Raw genomic sequence first — 16,883 nt, 5'->3', positions numbered from 1 at the left:
GCCGCCGTTCGAGCTTTCGACCGTGCTGCTGTGGCTGAGCGGGCCGCTGACGCTGGCGCTCGGCGCGCTCGGCGTCTATCTCGCCCGCCGCCGCGCCCCGCCCCCGCCCCCGCCCCTGAGCGCGGACGAGGAGAAACGGCTCAAGGAGATCGCGGGGGACTAGGAGTGAGCCGCCTCTAAGTCGCGGCAAAATCCAGCAGGAATGCGACGTCAACAAAACCAGATTTTCCAACCGCTTTCAAAACGTCGCCTTGTTTGAGAGCTTGCCCGCGGGCCCATGGCTCAGTCGCCAGGCTTGGGCGCAAGACGCGCGACGATCATCAGGTCACGGACGCCGATTAGCCCTGAGTCGGGAACGCTGCGTTTTCGGCGCCTAGAGAAAGACGACGGGATCGAAATCGCCGGAGTCCGTGTCGGAGAACCTTTTGATCCGGGTGGGCTTCCCTTGATCAAAATCCGCGCCCGTAGAGGACAGGCGTATTTGGAAATGGCGATTCTCTGAAGCGTCGCCTTCGCCGACGCGCCGCATTTCAGAGCGGCGAACGCAAACCCGGGATGTTGCGGTCGTTACACAAGCGCTGTACACCACGCAGGAAGCGTGCAATAAATCAAATGCGTTTTCAAAGGCTCACACGCGGCTCGAACTTAGCTTCGAATCCTGGCGCCCCAGCCGTATCGCTGCATAAATCCTCGGGAAGCGCTCCCTTGCCACGCCCGTTGGTGAAAGGGAACGCCAGCCGCCGCGCCGGTCTGGCGCACGCCGACGCGACGCAAGCCGACCCTCTTCCACGTCTCGCGTCGCGGCGCCGTCTCTCGCTGACGCCGGCGAAGCCCCGCCGCGGTCGGAACAGGATGCGGCGGCGTTGCGATCGTCAGCCTGAGCGCCAAAGACCAGGACGAAGCGCGCCGCCGCGCCGGCGCAAGTCGAGACCCGCAAACGCGCGGCCATCGCAAAATCGAGGCGCCGGCAATATTTGCGACGCTGATGAGCCGCGCGCGTTCGCGTGCGCAGCGACGTCCACGCCGCGCACGCGCGGCCCCCGCCGTCGCGCCGCTGGCGATCGGTCTACCGGATCGGTTCCTCCGCCGCACGAGCGGCCGTGCCGAGGCGTGACGCCGCGTAGGCGATCGTCGTGCCCCACAAACAACGATCACAGTTGCAGCCCATGCAAGGAGCCGAGAAACAAGCTGACGCGGGGGCTTACGACCGGACTCTTCGCGCTCCGCCTTTGCCCTTGAACTGACTTCGGTTTCTGTTCGCCGGCGCGTTCAAACATCTTGCGAACGACCTTGATGCCCCATTTTCGTGCGTTATGCGGCGTCGGGATTCCCATAAGCGTGAGCTGTTCGGCGATGCCGGACAGTGACGCGCCTTGGTCACGCAGCGCTTTGAGAAGCGGCACAAACTCGCGAGCCCGAGCAATCGCTCTTTCTCGATTCGCGCGACTTCTCGCTTCGACGATTTCCGGCGGCGGCCGCAAGGCTTTCGAGTGGGGATTCCCGAGTTTCCTCCCGCGCGCCTTGGCCACTGCACAAGCGGCTTTGTGGCGCTCCGACATCAGGGTCAACTCATATTCCGCTACCGCCGCGAAGACATGGATGGTGAAGCGATTCGCGTAGGGCATGTTCACCGCAACAAACTCAACGCCACTTTCGATCAGGCCCGTAATCAGAGCAAAGCTGCGCGACAACCTGTCGAGGTGCGCGACGACGAGTTTGGCCCCATAGACACGGCAAAGCCAAAGCGCCTTTTGGAGCTGCGGTCGGTTCTCTCGCCGGCCGCTTTTGACGTCCGTGAATTCGCCGATTAGCTCCCCCGGGCATCTTTCAATGTAGTGACGAACCGCGAGCCGCTGACCTTCGAGACCAAGGCCAAACATTTCCTGTCGCACCGTCGACACCCTGTAGTAGGCCACTAATGGCTGGTCGCTCATGCGTTCCCCCGCCCCGCTTCTTGGAGAGCCGAAACGGCCATTGCCCGCCGCATATATCTCCAAAGCGAAGCGCTTCCCCAATACCCGCCAGAGGGTGCGGCGTAACCGAGCCGATCAAGCTCGCGCGCCATGGCGTCGCCGTTCTTGCCTTCTGTTTTCCAGCGGAGCAACAGCGGTCCGATTTGCCTCAGGCGGTCGAGCATCTTCGTTCGTCGCAGACCTGGCGGGCTGCGTCGTCGGGCTTCGGCCGCCGACGCAAAGTCGTTGATAGTCGCCCTGGCGATGTCGCCAATGGAGCCCCTCTTCCAAGGCGCGCGGCGGCCTGGTTGGACGCCACGTCCATTGAATTCCTCGGCGATTGACGCGTACGACTTTCCTTCGCCAATCGCCTTCCAAATGAGCGGCGCAAGATCTTTGATGCGCGCTTGCGATCGAAGTCGCCGAGCGCGCACGCTGGCCGCGCAGCACTCCGGCGGCATTGGCCTGTTCGTTCTTTTCCGCGGCCGTAGTTCGCCACGCGCCCGAGCGGCGGCGTAGGCCCACTTCATTCGGTCGGCGATCAAGCTCGACTCGTGCTCAGCGATCGCTGCGAGTATATGGAGCGTGAACCGCGTCGCATGCGGAAAGTCAATCGCCACGAAATCGACCTTGCTTTCCAACAGCTGCGCGATCATCGCGGTGTTACGCGACAGGCGATCGAGCCGGGCGATCAGCAGCACAGCATGGAAGATGCGACAAACTTGAAGCGCTTCCGCAACCTTCGGGCGCCGGTTGTCGCGTCCGCTCTTGGTCTCGGCGTATTCAGCGATGATTTTGCCGGAATTGGCGGCGACGTAATCGGCGACCGCCGCTTGCTGCGCCGCTAGGCTGAAGCCGTGACGGGCCTGCGCGTCCGTCGACATCCGGTAATACGCGACGTAGCGGCGTGGAAGCGCGCTTGAGCCGGCGCGCGGTTCGATCGCGTCTGCAGCCGCCTCCGCCATCGGAAGCCTCGCGTTTCGCCCGCCGCAGCCGCGGGCGGATGACGCCGCCACGATATCACGCGAGCCTGGCGCGACAATGCGGGACGCTCTTCGCAACCGTTCCTCAGCGCCGTTGCCCGGCGAAGAACCTCAAGAATGGCCGTTGCGGGCGCGCAATCCTGCGACGGCGCGAATGGGCACCGCAACGCCGCTCGCGTTCGCCTACGCCGCCAGCGCAGAACGTCGCCGTGCGGCGGAAGGGTTCGAGCGCGCCCCAACAAGAGCGGGCGGCGCGCACCGCCGCGTTCGCGTCGCCTCGGCTCGCGTCCGGATCATCCTTCGCCGCGTTCGCCGTCGCGACGATGGCCGAGAGCGTCGCGCGGATGGTCCGCATCGGCGCGCTCCTGCGCCCGCTGCAATTCGCCGACGAAATCGGCGCTCGGCGTCCGCGGCGCCGCAAGCGTGGCGCGCTCCTTCGCTTGCGCCGCCTCCGCCGCCGAGCGAGCCTTCACGCTCGCAACAAGCCAATCGCGAAACTGGGCCAGCATCCCGCCCCCGGCGCCCATCCGTTGCGATCCGCCTCAGCTCAGATTGTCCTCGTCGCTTGACGAGCCGTCGCGTCAAGCGTCCGCATCCGACCGTTCGCAAGTTCGAAACGAAGTCGCGGCTCGCGCCCACATCGGCTGCATCCGCTCAGGGATGTTTTTCGTTTTCAGCCGCGCGGTCCCCCGCCGCCTTCGCGTCCGCTTCGCACATGTACGTCCCCTGCTTCGTCGCGCCGTAATTGTGCGCGCCGGCGAAATGGTAGACGCCCGACTTCGTGTTCACCCAGACGACAGTGTCGGACGGGCATTTGGCGCGGGCCTGCGCGTCACTCGTAAATCCCCCAGCGCCGGTCGCGCCGACGTTGGCCGACGGTGCCACGGCCGCGGGCTTGGAAGTCGCGCGAGGCGCAGGCACCGCAGCAGCGGCCGACGGCGGAGCCGCAGGCGCGACGGCGGGCGTCGCAGGCGCGGCGGCGGGCGTCGCGGCCGGCGCCGCAGCCGGCGCGGCGACCGTCCCAGCGCGACACGCGGCAACGTAGTCCTTCTTTGTCTGTCCCGAAGCTTTGATCGCGGCCTTGTTGGCCGCATATTCCGTGTCGCATTCCTTAGCCGTCTTGGCGAACGCCGCCGCCCCTGAGATCGCCAAGATGCCGGCGACTGCGCCGGCCATAAGGATTTGCAAGACAGATCGGCGCATGAATCATCTCCCAGTTGCCGTGCGCTCGCCTAGCCGAACGGTATTTCACTATCGCGGTGAGCGCCAGAGAGCCAAGCAACCGGACCAAAGGTTCGACAGGGAGCGTGAATGACTGGTCAGAAGCGCTTCCCACGGTCCGCGTTCGCCTCGCGAAGCTCTATGCGCAAGCCTAGGGCCATCCCCGATTGGCAGTCTTCATCGCGATTCCGCGCGGCGCCCGGCCGAGGGGATGCGAGGCGGCGCCAATGACGATAAACAGCGGATCGACCGCGCGGCGCGAGAGCGGCGACAGACGCGCGCCCCAGTATGTCGGCTATTTTCGCGTCTCTTCGCCCATCCAAGGCAATTCAGGCCTGAGCCTCGACGCCCAGGCCGCCGCTGTGCGGCGATTTGTCGAGGGGCGCGGCGGAAAGCTCGTCGCCGAGTTTTCGGAGATTCGCACCGGTCTGAAGAGCGCGGGGATGCAATTGCGCGAGGCGCTGCGAATTTGCCGAATGCGCCGAGCGACCCTCGTCGTCGCCTTGATCGACCGGCTGTCGCGACGACTGGCGCTCATTACGGCGGTGATGGACAGCGACATCGAACTTGCCGTCGTCGATTCGCCAAACGCCAGTCGCGTCGTGCTGCAGATCAACGGGGCCTGGGCGGAGCACGAATCCGAACGCATGTCGCAACGCATCATGGCAGCGCTCGCAGAGGCGAAGAAGCGAGGCGTCAAGCTTGGAGGACGACGGCCAATCGAGGATATTCGCGCCATGGCTCGTCTCGCCCATCGCGTGTGGAGCGCAAGGGCGAGGGCGCGAGCGATGGAGATCGCGCCGCTGATTTGGAAGCTGAGCGCGGAAGGAAAGAGCCTCGCCGAGATCGCGACCGAACTGAATTGGCGCAACGTGCCGACGCCACAAGGTCGCCGGTGGCACCAGACCGGCATCCAACGGATCCTGCGCAGGACCGAAAGCGCGTTTCCGGCGCTCGCCGCGGCCGCGGCGGCCAAGCCTGACCGGCGCCGCGTTCGCGCGCAGGAGCGCGCCGAACGGATTGTCTCATTGGTCTGGCGAATTGCGCTGACGGCCAAGTCCCTGCACGCCGTGGCTAAGGAAATGAAACGATTGGGCGTGCCGATTTCATGCCACACGGGAGCGGGGCAAGACTTCATCGCAATGCCATGAAAACCGAAGATCCAATGCGACGTCGTCGTCAACGGCCGCGTTGACGCTCAGCGACATTCGTCCTCGATCTCGCGAAAAGTCGGCACAATGCTCGGCCTGAAAGAATTCGTTGCGGAGATGACGGACCGGAGGCGCTTGTGCGGCTCGTATTGGAGAGGGGGTTGTGACTACGCTTCGTAGCGTAGCGCGCAAAAGCAGGAAGACGGCGGCTCCCCGGCCGCGCTGGTGTGACGACGGCCGGGCTCATGCGGCGGCTGTCAGCGGTCGGGCACGTTTGATCCGCTCGCGTTCGCGGGGGGAATGCATCGCTTCCCATAGATCGCTCCGGCGCTGCACGTTCAGCCAGAAATCAGGGCTGTTGCCGAACACACGGGCGAGGATGAGGGCTGTCGCAGCGGTCACGTTGCGACGGTCGTTACACAGTTCGTTGACGTGCTTGCGCTGCACGCCCATCGCTTCGGCCAGCGCGCCTTGAGTCAAGCCCATCGGCTCCATGAACTCTTCGATCAGGATTTCGCCGACGCTTGCCGGCTTACGCTTCGTCGTCAACATGGTTCACCTCATCGATAACTATGGTCGTCGAGATAGACGCTTGTCGCTTCACCTCGGCGGCCATCCCATTGGAAAACGAGCCGCCATTGCTTGTTGACGCGGATCGAATGAAAGTCCGCCAGATTGCCGCGCAGCCTTTCGAAATGGCTGCTGGGTGGCGCCCGTAAGTCCTGATCCGTTGTTGCGTCGTCGATCATCTGAATTTTACGGAACAAGCGGCTTTCAGGATCGGATGGGATTTTCTTCGCTCGAACGTCTTCGACGAAGAAATCGCGCAACCAGTCATCCCGAAAGCTCACGATCATTCCATAGCTCCATCATGGGGTACTGTACCACCCGTAGGTACACATTGCAAGCCTCGCGCCCAAGCTGCCGCAAGAACCCCTCAACCGCCCGCGTCGGCCGTGCCGGGTCGGAAAGGAAGTGTAGGCGCTCCCACCAAGCCTTACCTGCTTGAGGAGCCCCCGCCGGGTCGGCGACAGCGGGTCAAAGTGTGTGAGTGCGGACCCCTATTCGGCGGCGACGCCGGGTCACGCTTCCCATGCGGCGGCAACGGTACGAGCGGCGTCCGATGAAGTCTTCGATCATTCTGGCGACGCTCGTCGGATCGCTGCTCCTTGCTCAGCCGCAAGCGTTCGCCGAGCCGCGATGGACGTTCTGCGTCGCGTCGGCGCAGGGCATGCGCGATGTGTGGATAACCAACGTCTTCGCCGCGTCGGTCGCTCGCGAACGATTGGAGGGGGGATTGAAGAGCGCGCTCGCGCGCCAAAGCCACGAGCGCGCCGACGCGCAGTGCCCTCGACCTTCCGCAGACAAAGTGGCGGTGGTGAACGCGCAGACGACTGCGGAAGAATTCAATCGCAAGCTCGGCGCCGTCCTACACGATCTGCCGGCGCGCCTGGTCGAGCCTCGCGGGAGCGCACACAACCCGGCGGGGCTTTAACCGCCGCCCAAAGTGACGGCGGCCGATCCGGCCGACTTGGAGCTGCGCGGGTTCATCCAAGCATCGCCTCCGTCGCCACAAACGCTTCAATTGGAGGGATCGGCGTTTGCCGCGCCGCCGGGATTGCGCGTGCGACTGCGACGCTGTCCGCTGCGCCGTCACCAACGACGCCTTGTGTGAGCGCGCGTCGCCCTTGTCGCCCCACGACAACGGTACGGACGTCCGCACTGAGCGGCGTCAGCCGCAGGCAGAGCGGCGGCGTTCGCGAATGGGCGTTGTCACGAGTCGGGGCCGCCGCGACGACGCGCCGCAACGCGCAGGACCGCTCGAACGATCAGGAATTCCAAACGACTCCGAGGAATTGGCTTCGTTCAGCCAAAACGCCTCGCCGTGACCGCCGCCCGTCAGGCGGCCGCGCCATTGGACTAATAACATATCATAGATGTGTAATGTAGAAGTACTTCCACCCACTCCGAACCCCTGGCCGCTCGTTGTTTCCAGATCCTTAACTACGAAGCTCGGCTCGATGAATATTTAGCGCCGGTTCACCGGCCATTAGTGCGCGCAGATTAAAGTCCGTGAACTCTTGGCGCCTTCTCGGTCGAAATGGCTGCCACGATCGCCAAAGCGGAGGGACTGCTCTTGCGCGCAATTCCGGTCAAGCGGGCTGCAAAGGGGCCCGACGCAGACGGCTTGGTTACGCTCGCAAGACTGGCGACCGAGTCCCGTGACGTCATCATGGACGACCGCGACGCTATGATCGCCCAGTCGCAGGCGCAGATGCTGCGCTACCAGATCGCCTTCGACGCGCTCAACGAAGCTGTTTGCTTCTTTGACGCCGACGAGCGTCTTGCGCTGAGCAATCGGCGCTATGCTGAAATCTACAACCTCGCGCCCCAGCAGATCCGCCCCGGGATGACGCTGCCCGAGATCATCGCGCTGCGAGTGGCCACCGGAACCTACGCGGCGGAAAAAACCAACGACTATCTGTCGTTCTGCGTCAGCAACAACGCCGCCAAGCAAGACCTGAGCTGGACGACGGAGCTGGAGAACGGCCGCACCATCCAGATGCGGCACCAGCCGATCCCCGGCGGCGGCTGGGTCGGCATTCATGAAGACATCACCGAACTCAAAGCCGAGCGCAGCGCCGCCAACGAGCGCCTATCGCTGCAGGGGCTGATCGACAAGCTGCCCGACAATCTATGGGTCAAGGACGTCAACAGCCGCTTCGTCATCGCCAACCAGGTTACGGCCGACCGCATCGGCGTCGCCAGCCCGCAGGACCTGATCGGCAAAACCGATCTCGAACTGCTGCCGCGCCATATCGCCCAAAAATTCTACGACGACGAGCAGCGAATCGTCCGCACCGGCCAGCCGATGGCCGACATGGAGGAAATCGCCTGGGGCATCAAGCAGGCGATATCGACCACGAAGGTGCCGCTGCGCAACGACCGCAACGAGATTTTCGGCGTGGCCGGTATCTCGCGCGACATCACCGAGCGCAAGCTGGCGGACGCCTTGCACGAGGGCCAAGCGCAAATCCTCGAGATGATTGCAATGAGCGCCCGACTCGGCGACGTGCTCGAGCATCTCGTTCTTCTCATTGAATCCCAATTCAAGGGGATCTTTGGCTCTGTCCTGCTGCTTGACGAAACCGGGACCCGGTTGCGGCACGGCGCCGCGCCGAGCCTACCGGACTCCTACAACAAGGCGATCGACGGCGTGTCCATCGGTCCCAAAGTGGGGTCGTGCGGCACGGCCGCGTATCGGCGAGAAGCCGTCTTCGTCGCTGACATCACGACCGATCCACGGTGGGAGGATTACAAGGGCCTGGCGGCCGAGCACGGACTGCGTTCGTGCTGGTCGACGCCGATCCTGTCGCATCAGGGCGCAATTCTCGGTACGTTCGCTATGTACGCGAAGGAAGTTCGCGAACCAACCGAAGCCGAGGCCGGCCTCATCGATGTCGCGACCCATATCGCTGGCATCGCAATCGAACGCAAACTGGCCGAAGACAGAATTCATTTCATGGCCAACCATGACGCGCTGACCGGGCTTCCCAATCGCACCTTGCTCAACGACCGCCTGTCGCAAGCCGTGCTGTATGCGCAACGCTACGATCGTTGGGTGACGGTGCTGTTCGTCGATCTCGACAACTTCAAATTCATCAACGACAGCCTGGGGCACAATGCGGGCGACGAACTGCTTAAGACCATCGCCAAACGTATGGTCAGTTGCATCAGGGCGACAGATACGGTCGTGCGGATTGGCGGCGACGAGTTCGTTATCGTTCTCTTTGATCAGCCCAAGGACGCGGACGTCATCTCTGAGACCGTGAGGAAAATTCAATCAGCAATCGCGGAGCCCGTTCGCCTGGAAGGGCACGATCTGAGCGTGACGAGCAGCATAGGGATTGCGAACTATCCCAACGACGGCGTCGACACCGATGCGCTGCTGGCCAACGCCGACGCCGCTTTGTATCGCGCCAAAGACGTCGGACGCGACAATTTCCAGTTCTACACGTCCGAGTTGAACGCCAAGGTCCACGAGAAATTCCTGCTGCAAGAGGAATTGCGAAACGCTCTCGCCCGATCCGAGCTCGTCCTCCACTATCAGCCGCAAGTCGATTTGCGCACAGGGCGCATCTTCGCCCTCGAAGCGCTGGTTCGCTGGCGGCATCCGAAACTTGGCATAGTCCCACCGGTCAAATTCATTCCGATGGCTGAGGGAACTGGTCTGATCGTGCCGATCGGCGATTGGGTGCTGCGCGAGGCCTGTCGGCAAAACAAGGCGTGGCAGGACGCCGGCCTGCCCCCCATAGTGGTTGGCGTCAACGTATCGGCCCGGCAATTCAGGGAAAAGAATCTCGTCGCCCGTGTTGCAAGCGTGCTGAAGGAGAACGGTCTGGAGGCCAGATATCTCGAGTTGGAAGTGACGGAAAGCCTGATCATGCAGGACGTCGATCTCGCGGTAGCGACGATGAAGGAATTGCAGCGCTTGGGCGTTCATCTTTCGATCGACGATTTCGGAACCGGATACTCCAGCCTGTGCGCGCTCAAAAGCTTTCCCGTCTCACGACTGAAGATCGACAAGTCGTTCATCGACGGCCTTCTCGCCAACGAAAATGACAAGGCCGTCGCCGACGCGGTGGTTTCCTTGGGTCGGACGCTAAACTTGCGTGTCATCGCGGAAGGCGTCGAAACCGAGGCGCAGGCGGCGTTTCTGCGCAGCATCCATTGCGATGAGATGCAGGGCTACCTCTTCAGCAAACCGCTTCCGGCCAAGGAGATCGAAGAAATGCTCAGAGCGACATCGGGCTGACCCGCCGAACGCGAACGCCGGAGGAGGAGGCGTCAACGCCCCCGAAGTGGGAAAGGCAGGTTTCCGCCTCTGATGGCCAGGAGCGCCTCGTCGGCGTCGCGGCCTCTTTCGAGAACCGACTCACGTGCCGGGACCGTCGGGCATGAGCGCGAAGCGGTCGAAGGCGAATGCCATTCTGGCCGACAGCGGAACGGCGGCTGCCGGCAAGCGAAATGTCGAGGCGGAGATTCGCTCCCGCATAGCGCCGTGACAGTTCTCGACCCTGGACGGTCTTCGCAATCATGACGGCGCGAGCCTTCACATCGGCGGGCGCTGTTAGCCTTTAGGCCCTTCGGGCATTTGGGACCTGGTCCCGTTCGGAATCGTAGCGATCAGCGACAATCGGCATCCGCTCACGAATCCGCGCCAGCAATTCCCAATGGCCTGCGAGGCGCGCCCATTCCTCCGTGTGACCGCCCTCCAGCTTCGCCCTCCAGATGCAGCCTTCCGAGAGTTTGCGATAGTAGGCTATTCTCTCGTCATACATGGCCCCGCCCTCCGCGCATTAGCCTAGGCGAATCACGGAGTTCTGAGCGTATCACAGAGCGGGCGGTGGACGCGGGCTGTCGTTCGGCGCAGCGTCCCGACCCCCGATCGGCGTCATAAATTGTTGATCCCAAACGAAACGAGTGGGTCAGAATGCGCGCCGAATAACGCGCCGCTCGCCGCGAGCGTTACTTCGCCGTTACAGAACTTGATTCCAGCCTGCTTCTCCCGCGCGAATTTCGATCTCATATTGCGGAATGACAAAACGCTCGCGGACGAAGCCGAGTATGTAAGTAGCGAGTATCTCGCGCAAAAGTGGCTTGCTGCATTCCTAACCGCATCTAGGCGGTCGCTAAGTGGCGCAGGCTGCAATTGCTTTTTTTGTCACGTCATTCTTTCGTTCTTAGCCGCCACCGCCTTGAGGCGGTGTGAGGCTTCGCGCCGCAATTCAACGATGGAGAGGCCAAATGTCGATCTATTGCGTACGTGCGACAAATAGCGTGGGCCGCGTCGTGTTGATGGCCTCCCGCGCGACGGTGGACGAGGCGCTTACGGAGGCCGGGTCGGTGCTGAGCCGCGGGTCTGCTTTCGTCTGGATCGTCGACGGAGACGGCAATCTTATTTTGCCGGCCGATCAGGTCAAAGCCCGTCTGGATCAAAGGCCCCGAGCGCCGCGAGATTTCGCTAACTGATCGGCTAACTATTGCCGCGCCTGTTCGCGCCGCATGACCCGCCGGGCTTCGTCCGCGCGACAAAGGCGAATTGACCGCCCTTCCAGCTCCTATCGCCCGTCAGCCCCGCACCCCTGTGTGCTCACACCGACCGCCGGCGTTTCTTCGTGACGACGAAGCCGGCCCGCTCCAGGCGCTCGACTAGACATCGCGCCACGATCGCAGCCATGATCTCGCCGGCGTCGTGTTTCCGCTTGCGGCCGCCGAAGCGCAGCGCGAACGCGACGGCGTCGGCGAGGTCATGGGGGCTGGAGACAGGGGCGCGTCGGCAATTGCGCAAGGGTAGCGCTTGAAGGGTAACAAGACAAAGACAGGATAGGCGGCGATCCGTTCTAAAGCGATGACGACTCAAAGATGGTCGATTGCGCGAGAATGTGGCGCAAGCCCGAGAGGATCGGATGATCCGTGCCGTGCGCAAGTCTCCAGACCTCGTCCCTTTGATGGGATGACGCTTGATCGGAGAACGCTTTCACAATGAGCGCGGCGAGCATTCCTGGAGATAGATTGATGTGCAACGCCCTAACCGCGAACTCCTTCGCAAATTCGCCTCCGATCGAGGCCAAAACCCCACCCGCGACATTGGCGTCGGAGCACGTGTGGATGATTTCTTCCACGATCATCGAGCATGTCCATTCTGACTGAAGCGACGAAATTCGACGCGCCCAAGATACAGTTGAACGCGCGCCGTTCGTTCGAGCGCTTGTTCAAGGGACATAGTGAAGTGAGGCGGTCGCAACGTCGTGGCGGGTAACCGCACCAACTCGTGGCGAATATCGATCATGTTGTCGAGTCGGTTGCGGAACACATATCTTCTCTGGTCTGCGCCTAAGATCGCAATCGCTAGGCCACTTCGAGCGTGGGAAAACGCTGCACCTTGAGCCGGTCAGAATGTTGCTTGGCGTGCCACAGGTCGTAATTCATCTGCATACGCAGCCACGCCTCCGCCGTACTCCATCCGGCCTTTTCTAACCGAATCGACATATCTGGAGAGACTCCGCTATGACCATTCAACAGGTCAGAGAGCGTCTTGCGGGTCACACCCAGACCTTCCGCCGCCGCCGTGACGGTGAGGCCAAGGGGCTTAAGGCACGCCTCGCGGATGACTTCGCCGGGGTGTGCGGGGTTGTGCATTTCCATTTTCATTCCTTTCCGGCGGTCAATGGTAATCGACCAAATCAACATTGGTGACGTTTCCGTCCTCGAATGCGAACACCAAGCGCCAATTTCCCGATACCGACATCGCCCATTGTCCTTTGCGCTCGCCCTTCAAGGGATGAAGCCGAAATCCGGGTTGGTTCAGCTCCGCTGGAGCGGCGGCGGCGTGCAGAGCCGTCAATAGGATGCGCAGCCATGTCGCTTGCTTCCCGTCGATTCCCCGTGTGTCGCCGGTGGCGAAGAACCGTTCCAGCCCCTTATGACGAATGCGCTTAATCATGCGTAACGTGTAACTTATCACCGCCCGATCTTCAACGACAATCGGCGAAAGATTGCTGCTTCTCAAAAGAGGCGCGATTTCCGCCGGCATCCGATGCGTTTTGTCTTTCCCATGACCGCGGCCGCTTTCGCCGTCGCCCCCGCTCGAGCCGAAGACGAAACACCGAAGCGATGACGGTTCGTTCGCTGCTGGCTCACGATTTCGTCGGCGGCGGCGCGATTCCCCGGTGCGTTCTCACAGACGACGTTACCGGCTCCGCCGGCATGGGCCGTTCGCGCGTAGACTATCGCTGGTACACGAGGGGATTCAATTCGCTCGCCGCCAGATCGCCGGGTTCTAAGCCCGGCATCCACCGCGCGAGGTCGCGGCGCCGGTTGAAATTGTCGGGCTCGGTGATGCGCGCTCGGTCAGCGAACCAGATGATCGTCATGACCTCGCGGGTTCGGGTCGTTGAGTTGCCAGGCGCGCCATGCGGCATTCACCCGTAGTGAAATGTCGCGTCGCCGGCGGCCATCGCCTGCCCGGAACCTTCGCGGAATCCGCACGCGCGGAGGAACTCCTCCAAATGCGCCTCAGAGTCGTCGCTGATCGGCATGTCACCGAGGTATCCTTCGCGATGCGATCCGGCGGCGAAGCGCATTGTTCCCATGAATTCTGAGAGCGAAATGCGCCTTGCCTGTCGGTGAACACTTGTATCCGATCAGGCGCTTATCGGCAGTCTTTGCGAACCAGCGCCAGGAAGGGCATCCTTCACCCGAATAGGAGGGTTGGCATGCCCATTTCCATCAAGAGAGAGGACACCGTTCGCCTCGCGCGCGCCCTGAAACAGCAAACCGGAAAGCCCGTGGCCCGGGTCATCCACGAGGCGCTCGAAGACAGACTGCAGCGCCTGAAACAGGGCGGTCCGGATCCGGAGTGGCGCCTCGCCGAAATGCGCGCGATCAGCCGTCGCATCGCTAAGCTGCAAGACCGCGATATGCGCTCGGCGGACGAAATCATCGGTTATGACGAAAACGGATTGCCAGACTGATGGTGATTGATATATCGGCCCTCATCGCCATCTTTCTCGAAGAGCCGGAAGCGGACCGTTTCGACGAAGCGACCGCCAAGGCGAAAACCCGTCTTCTGCCGGCGACCTGTCTCGCGGTGGTCAACGCGCAGACCATTGCGGAAGAATTCAATCGCAAGCTCGGCGCCGTCCTACACGATCTGCCGGCGCGCCTGGTCGAGCCTCGTGGGCGCGCTCCCGACCCGGCAGGGCGTTAATCGCGCCCATCCGAACGTCGCAAAATGGGTTGCTCGAACTCCCCGAGAAGGAAATAGCGGAGGCGCAATTAGAGAACGCCCCGTTTTTCACAGCTTGCGCCCGTGAGCCGCAGCCAATTTCGCCTGTCGCTGAAGCGAGATGTTCCAATGACCATCGACATTGGTTAAGTCGCCTCGCGCGCGCATGCGAGAAAGCGTTGTCGTAATCGCCGCCGCAGTCGTCTTAGCTCCGGTCCCGAGCACGCGGCTCAGAAGTTCGGCGCGCCGAGTGGGACCGTCCAAGAGGGCTCTCTCAATCCGGTCCTGCAATGAAAGGCGCCGCCCTGCGGACTTGGCGGTTTCGCGTATCGGCGGAGCGCCTTCCTTCCTTCCCCGACGGGGAACGGGCGGCTCGCTGTATTCGGCGAGCAGCTCGCGAGCGCTGCGCAACTTCGAGAGCCGCGATTGCACGGTCGCCAACTCGGCTTCCACGGCCGAGATCTCTGCGTCGATCCTGTCGATGACGCCTCCAGAAGTCGCTCTAGACATCAGCGGGCGTGAGTCCCCGCGGCCATCCGCGGACCTGAGCGCGCCCTCTTCTGTTCGCTCGAGCACAGCCATATTCTCACCATAGTTACTTGCGCTGCTCGCTGGCCTATTACAGGCCGCTGATGATTAGATAGCTTGAACACAAGTCATCGTTGGGGTCAATTAAATTTATGACAGAAGTTCAATTTAGCGAATGTTTGTAACTAACGACCGAATAGCTCAAATATGGAAGATTGTAACGCTCGTATCTCACCGCTAATCCGATGTGTAGGCCTATTTTAGCTTCTGTAACGCTGAGCACTTGTCTTCGTGTTGTCGTCTCAAACCTGGGGCTTGACATCCGCAGCACTGTCGTGAGCCCCGGACTGGACGCGACGGCCTGCGACTAAATTCTGCCCCTGCTCGCGGGCAGGTTGAAAATTCGGCGCGGCTCTTGTGGACCCAAATGATCGAGGCGAATCAGCGCGCCTCTGTTCGGGCGTTAGTCGATCGGTCGATCGAGTCGGCTGAGCCTCCCTTCAACGGACTCGAGACGCTCGAGTTGGCGGCCGTCAGCCAATTTGCGTGGACGTCGTGAACAGGCGCCGAGCTGGGGCGCTCGCCGAAGTGGATCGACCCAGCTGAGTCTTGCGACCGATCCCGAGTCGCCGCACCACTTTGAGGTCGCGGCGGCAATCGGCCAGGCCGCTCCTTTGCACCTATTTCCCAATCGTCGATTGAACCGGGACATTGGCGCCCACCAGACGCGAGTCCCCGCAGCCTGATCGTGTCCCGGGGAATGATATACGAGCGGCAAGATGCTCGCCGCGGTTGCCGGGCAAGGGCCGGGCTGATTAGGCGGCCACGGCGGGCAGCCAGACGATAGGATCATTCCTCAACGGGGCGATGGTTTCTAGCGTCTCGTCTGGCCGACGCGCCTCGTCCGCAAACCATATCTCTATGGCGTCGGGCTCGACGCCCTTCCGCCGCCGTTGACAGTCCGGGTAGGCCTCATACCCAGTTCTTGTCCATCGGGTCGCGGTCTGCTCCACACTTCCTTCAGACCCGCCCAGCGGTGACGCCCTTGCGCTTCGCTAGCGCATTGCCATCATCAGGCTGGGCAGAAGACTTCTGCCTCCAAGCTGTCGATCATGCTCGGCACACAAGAAAAAGGGCCGGCGAGCCGGCCCTTCCTGATAACCTCGTTGAGCGCCGCGCGCTTAGGCCGCTTGTTCGGCCACGCGGCCCCGACGCCAGCCCGCAAAACCCAGGCCAGCGAAACCTGCGAGCAACATCGCCCAGGTCGAAAGCTCGGGAACTGCGGTAACCGTCAAAGTGCCGACGACGCCATTCTGCGGGTAGCCGACGGCATCGACCACTGAGACTAGCGCGTAGTCGCCCTCGTTCCACGAATAGAGGTTGAACGTCTCCCCGCCCTCGACAAAGGAAATGCCGCTGAAGCTCACCTGACCTGGAGCGCCCGTCTCGTACAGGATGTTGTCAGCGTCCGCATAGCTTGAGAGCCCGGTAATCGTGCCGCTGTCGATCCCAGAGGTCCCTTCGCTCGTCACCAAACCGATGATGCCGGTCAAACCCGCGGGGAGCGCAGGGCCCGCCGTGAAAAGATCGCCGGTGATCACCAGGGAACCGTAGTCGGCGTCGGTCGTGTCGCTGGTATCAGCCACGAATGAAAACGCGTAAACATCGGCAGAGGCTGCGCCCACGCCGCCTAATATTGTTGCGAGCGCGAAGCCCGCGGCCAGAATTGCAGTTCGCGCCATCGCACACCCCCACCATTCGCCGCGATTTGGTCTTGCCGTTCAATCGTAACGTCTCGCCGCGCCGTTGAGCTTAAACGGCAGGTCCGGCGACTGTCAAACGTCGCGGCGTCACAACGATTGTTGCGTCCGCGCCGCTGAGCGCCGCTCCACGCATTCGTCGACCACGGCCAAAATTGCTGAAGGCGCGATTGACCTCCTCCCCGACCCGAGCCTTCCCCTGTTTTAACATTCAACTGAAGGTTAAATGGTGTTCTGATTGGCGCGCTCACAATTCGTCGCCTGGGAGCGGGGCATGTCGGCGCTTGTGCCAAAAGGATCTGTAGCGAGCCATTCCCTGGGTCCTGGCGCCAGATTCGCTATCCGGCCCGAGAGTGCCGATGACGACAGCCGGAACGATCTGCCACGCCGTCTCAGCCGCATGTGGATCAACGCCAACTTTGTCGCGAGCTGATCGACGAACCAAGGCGGAAACTCGACGGGAGCGGTTGTCCGTTCTGGGCGGGACGGAGCCGCTT

General features: G+C 62.4%; 20 protein-coding genes and 1 pseudogene. 8 read left to right on the top strand and 13 right to left on the bottom strand.

The features are described 5' to 3' along the window. The coding region (locus tag ABSF49_RS13050) for a cytochrome c-type biogenesis protein CcmH (RefSeq protein ID WP_424113084.1) at window positions 1-163 on the top strand (163 nt) is incomplete at its 5' end. A 988-nt stretch (window positions 164-1,151) separates the two neighbouring features. Here the strand turns inward: ABSF49_RS13050 and ABSF49_RS13045 are convergent. The 4 genes from ABSF49_RS13045 to ABSF49_RS13030 all read right to left on the bottom strand — a co-directional run bounded on the left by ABSF49_RS13045 (window position 1,152) and on the right by ABSF49_RS13030 (window position 4,111). Continuing rightward, entirely contained in the window at window positions 1,152-1,934 is a 783-nt protein-coding gene (locus ABSF49_RS13045; protein ID WP_424113082.1) for a recombinase family protein, read from the bottom strand. Beyond that, window positions 1,931-2,917: a recombinase family protein gene (locus ABSF49_RS13040; protein ID WP_424113081.1), complete on the bottom strand. Its 987-nt coding sequence runs from the start codon at window positions 2,915-2,917 to the stop codon at window positions 1,931-1,933. Before ABSF49_RS13040 ends, ABSF49_RS13045 begins: the two co-directional genes overlap by 4 nt. A 103-nt stretch (window positions 2,918-3,020) precedes the next feature. After that, window positions 3,021-3,290 (bottom strand): hypothetical protein, encoded by a 270-nt coding sequence (locus tag ABSF49_RS13035; RefSeq protein ID WP_424113080.1) that lies wholly within the window; start codon window positions 3,288-3,290, stop codon window positions 3,021-3,023. Window positions 3,291-3,589: 299 nt separating this feature from the next. After that, entirely contained in the window at window positions 3,590-4,111 is a 522-nt protein-coding gene (locus ABSF49_RS13030; protein WP_424113079.1) for a hypothetical protein, read from the bottom strand. A 272-nt stretch (window positions 4,112-4,383) separates the two neighbouring features. Here ABSF49_RS13030 and ABSF49_RS13025 point away from each other — a divergent pair. Then, window positions 4,384-4,794 (top strand): annotated as a pseudogene (locus tag ABSF49_RS13025) (recombinase family protein); the annotation flags it as partial. A 150-nt stretch (window positions 4,795-4,944) separates the two neighbouring features. Next, on the top strand, window positions 4,945-5,307 hold the full coding sequence (locus ABSF49_RS13020; protein WP_424113083.1) for a recombinase family protein: 363 nt from the start codon (window positions 4,945-4,947) through the stop codon (window positions 5,305-5,307). A gap of 243 nt (window positions 5,308-5,550) precedes the next feature. Here the strand turns inward: ABSF49_RS13020 and ABSF49_RS13015 are convergent, their stop codons facing one another. Both ABSF49_RS13015 and ABSF49_RS13010 read right to left on the bottom strand, forming a co-directional pair. After that, the gene (locus ABSF49_RS13015; RefSeq protein ID WP_424113078.1) at window positions 5,551-5,859 is read right to left on the bottom strand and encodes a HigA family addiction module antitoxin; all 309 of its coding nucleotides are present in this window, start codon (window positions 5,857-5,859) and stop codon (window positions 5,551-5,553) included. Window positions 5,860-5,867: 8 nt separating this feature from the next. Further along, window positions 5,868-6,164 (bottom strand): type II toxin-antitoxin system RelE/ParE family toxin, encoded by a 297-nt coding sequence (locus ABSF49_RS13010; protein WP_424113077.1) that lies wholly within the window; start codon window positions 6,162-6,164, stop codon window positions 5,868-5,870. Window positions 6,165-6,430: 266 nt separating this feature from the next. On the opposite strand from ABSF49_RS13010, the gene ABSF49_RS13005 reads away from it, so the two are divergent. From ABSF49_RS13005 to ABSF49_RS12995, 3 genes are all read left to right on the top strand, one after another. After that, window positions 6,431-6,802: a hypothetical protein gene (locus ABSF49_RS13005; protein ID WP_424113076.1), complete on the top strand. Its 372-nt coding sequence runs from the start codon at window positions 6,431-6,433 to the stop codon at window positions 6,800-6,802. 606 nt (window positions 6,803-7,408) lie between these two features. After that, a complete protein-coding gene (locus ABSF49_RS13000; protein ID WP_424113075.1) occupies window positions 7,409-10,123 on the top strand; it encodes an EAL domain-containing protein in 2,715 nt (904 codons plus the stop codon). A gap of 992 nt (window positions 10,124-11,115) precedes the next feature. Next, the gene (locus ABSF49_RS12995; RefSeq protein ID WP_424113074.1) at window positions 11,116-11,340 is read left to right on the top strand and encodes a hypothetical protein; all 225 of its coding nucleotides are present in this window, start codon (window positions 11,116-11,118) and stop codon (window positions 11,338-11,340) included. Window positions 11,341-11,711: 371 nt separating this feature from the next. Here ABSF49_RS12995 and ABSF49_RS12990 read toward each other — a convergent pair whose 3' ends face one another. The 5 genes from ABSF49_RS12990 to ABSF49_RS12970 form a co-directional block, all read right to left on the bottom strand. Beyond that, entirely contained in the window at window positions 11,712-11,999 is a 288-nt protein-coding gene (locus ABSF49_RS12990; protein ID WP_424113073.1) for a hypothetical protein, read from the bottom strand. Between the two features lie 220 nt (window positions 12,000-12,219). Continuing rightward, the gene (locus ABSF49_RS12985) at window positions 12,220-12,561 is read right to left on the bottom strand and encodes a HigA family addiction module antitoxin (protein WP_424113072.1); all 342 of its coding nucleotides are present in this window, start codon (window positions 12,559-12,561) and stop codon (window positions 12,220-12,222) included. Next, window positions 12,536-12,904: a type II toxin-antitoxin system RelE/ParE family toxin gene (locus ABSF49_RS12980; RefSeq protein WP_424113071.1), complete on the bottom strand. Its 369-nt coding sequence runs from the start codon at window positions 12,902-12,904 to the stop codon at window positions 12,536-12,538. Before ABSF49_RS12980 ends, ABSF49_RS12985 begins: the two co-directional genes overlap by 26 nt. A 193-nt stretch (window positions 12,905-13,097) precedes the next feature. Then, the gene (locus ABSF49_RS12975) at window positions 13,098-13,244 is read right to left on the bottom strand and encodes a hypothetical protein (RefSeq protein WP_424113070.1); all 147 of its coding nucleotides are present in this window, start codon (window positions 13,242-13,244) and stop codon (window positions 13,098-13,100) included. A gap of 48 nt (window positions 13,245-13,292) precedes the next feature. Next, window positions 13,293-13,454 carry a hypothetical protein gene (locus ABSF49_RS12970; RefSeq protein WP_424113069.1) on the bottom strand — a complete coding sequence of 54 codons (162 nt, stop codon included), beginning with the start codon at window positions 13,452-13,454 and terminating at the stop codon, window positions 13,293-13,295. Window positions 13,455-13,586: 132 nt separating this feature from the next. On the opposite strand from ABSF49_RS12970, the gene ABSF49_RS12965 reads away from it, so the two are divergent. Together ABSF49_RS12965 and ABSF49_RS12960 are read left to right on the top strand one after the other, a co-directional pair. Beyond that, window positions 13,587-13,844 (top strand): type II toxin-antitoxin system VapB family antitoxin, encoded by a 258-nt coding sequence (locus ABSF49_RS12965; RefSeq protein WP_424113068.1) that lies wholly within the window; start codon window positions 13,587-13,589, stop codon window positions 13,842-13,844. Beyond that, window positions 13,844-14,080: a type II toxin-antitoxin system VapC family toxin gene (locus ABSF49_RS12960; RefSeq protein WP_424113067.1), complete on the top strand. Its 237-nt coding sequence runs from the start codon at window positions 13,844-13,846 to the stop codon at window positions 14,078-14,080. The genes ABSF49_RS12965 and ABSF49_RS12960 overlap by 1 nt, the downstream gene beginning before the upstream one ends. 87 nt (window positions 14,081-14,167) lie before the next feature. Here the strand turns inward: ABSF49_RS12960 and ABSF49_RS12955 are convergent, their stop codons facing one another. Together ABSF49_RS12955 and ABSF49_RS12950 are read right to left on the bottom strand one after the other, a co-directional pair. After that, window positions 14,168-14,608: a hypothetical protein gene (locus ABSF49_RS12955; protein WP_424113066.1), complete on the bottom strand. Its 441-nt coding sequence runs from the start codon at window positions 14,606-14,608 to the stop codon at window positions 14,168-14,170. Window positions 14,609-15,807: 1,199 nt separating this feature from the next. Further along, window positions 15,808-16,368, bottom strand: a complete 561-nt coding sequence (locus tag ABSF49_RS12950; protein WP_424113065.1) for a hypothetical protein — start codon at window positions 16,366-16,368, stop codon at window positions 15,808-15,810. Window positions 16,369-16,883: the final 515 nt, after the last annotated feature.

The sequence above is a fragment of the Roseiarcus sp. genome, assembly GCF_049514155.1.
Classification (GTDB): domain Bacteria; phylum Pseudomonadota; class Alphaproteobacteria; order Rhizobiales; family Beijerinckiaceae; genus Roseiarcus.
This window is presented reverse-complemented; position numbering and strand designations above follow the sequence as displayed.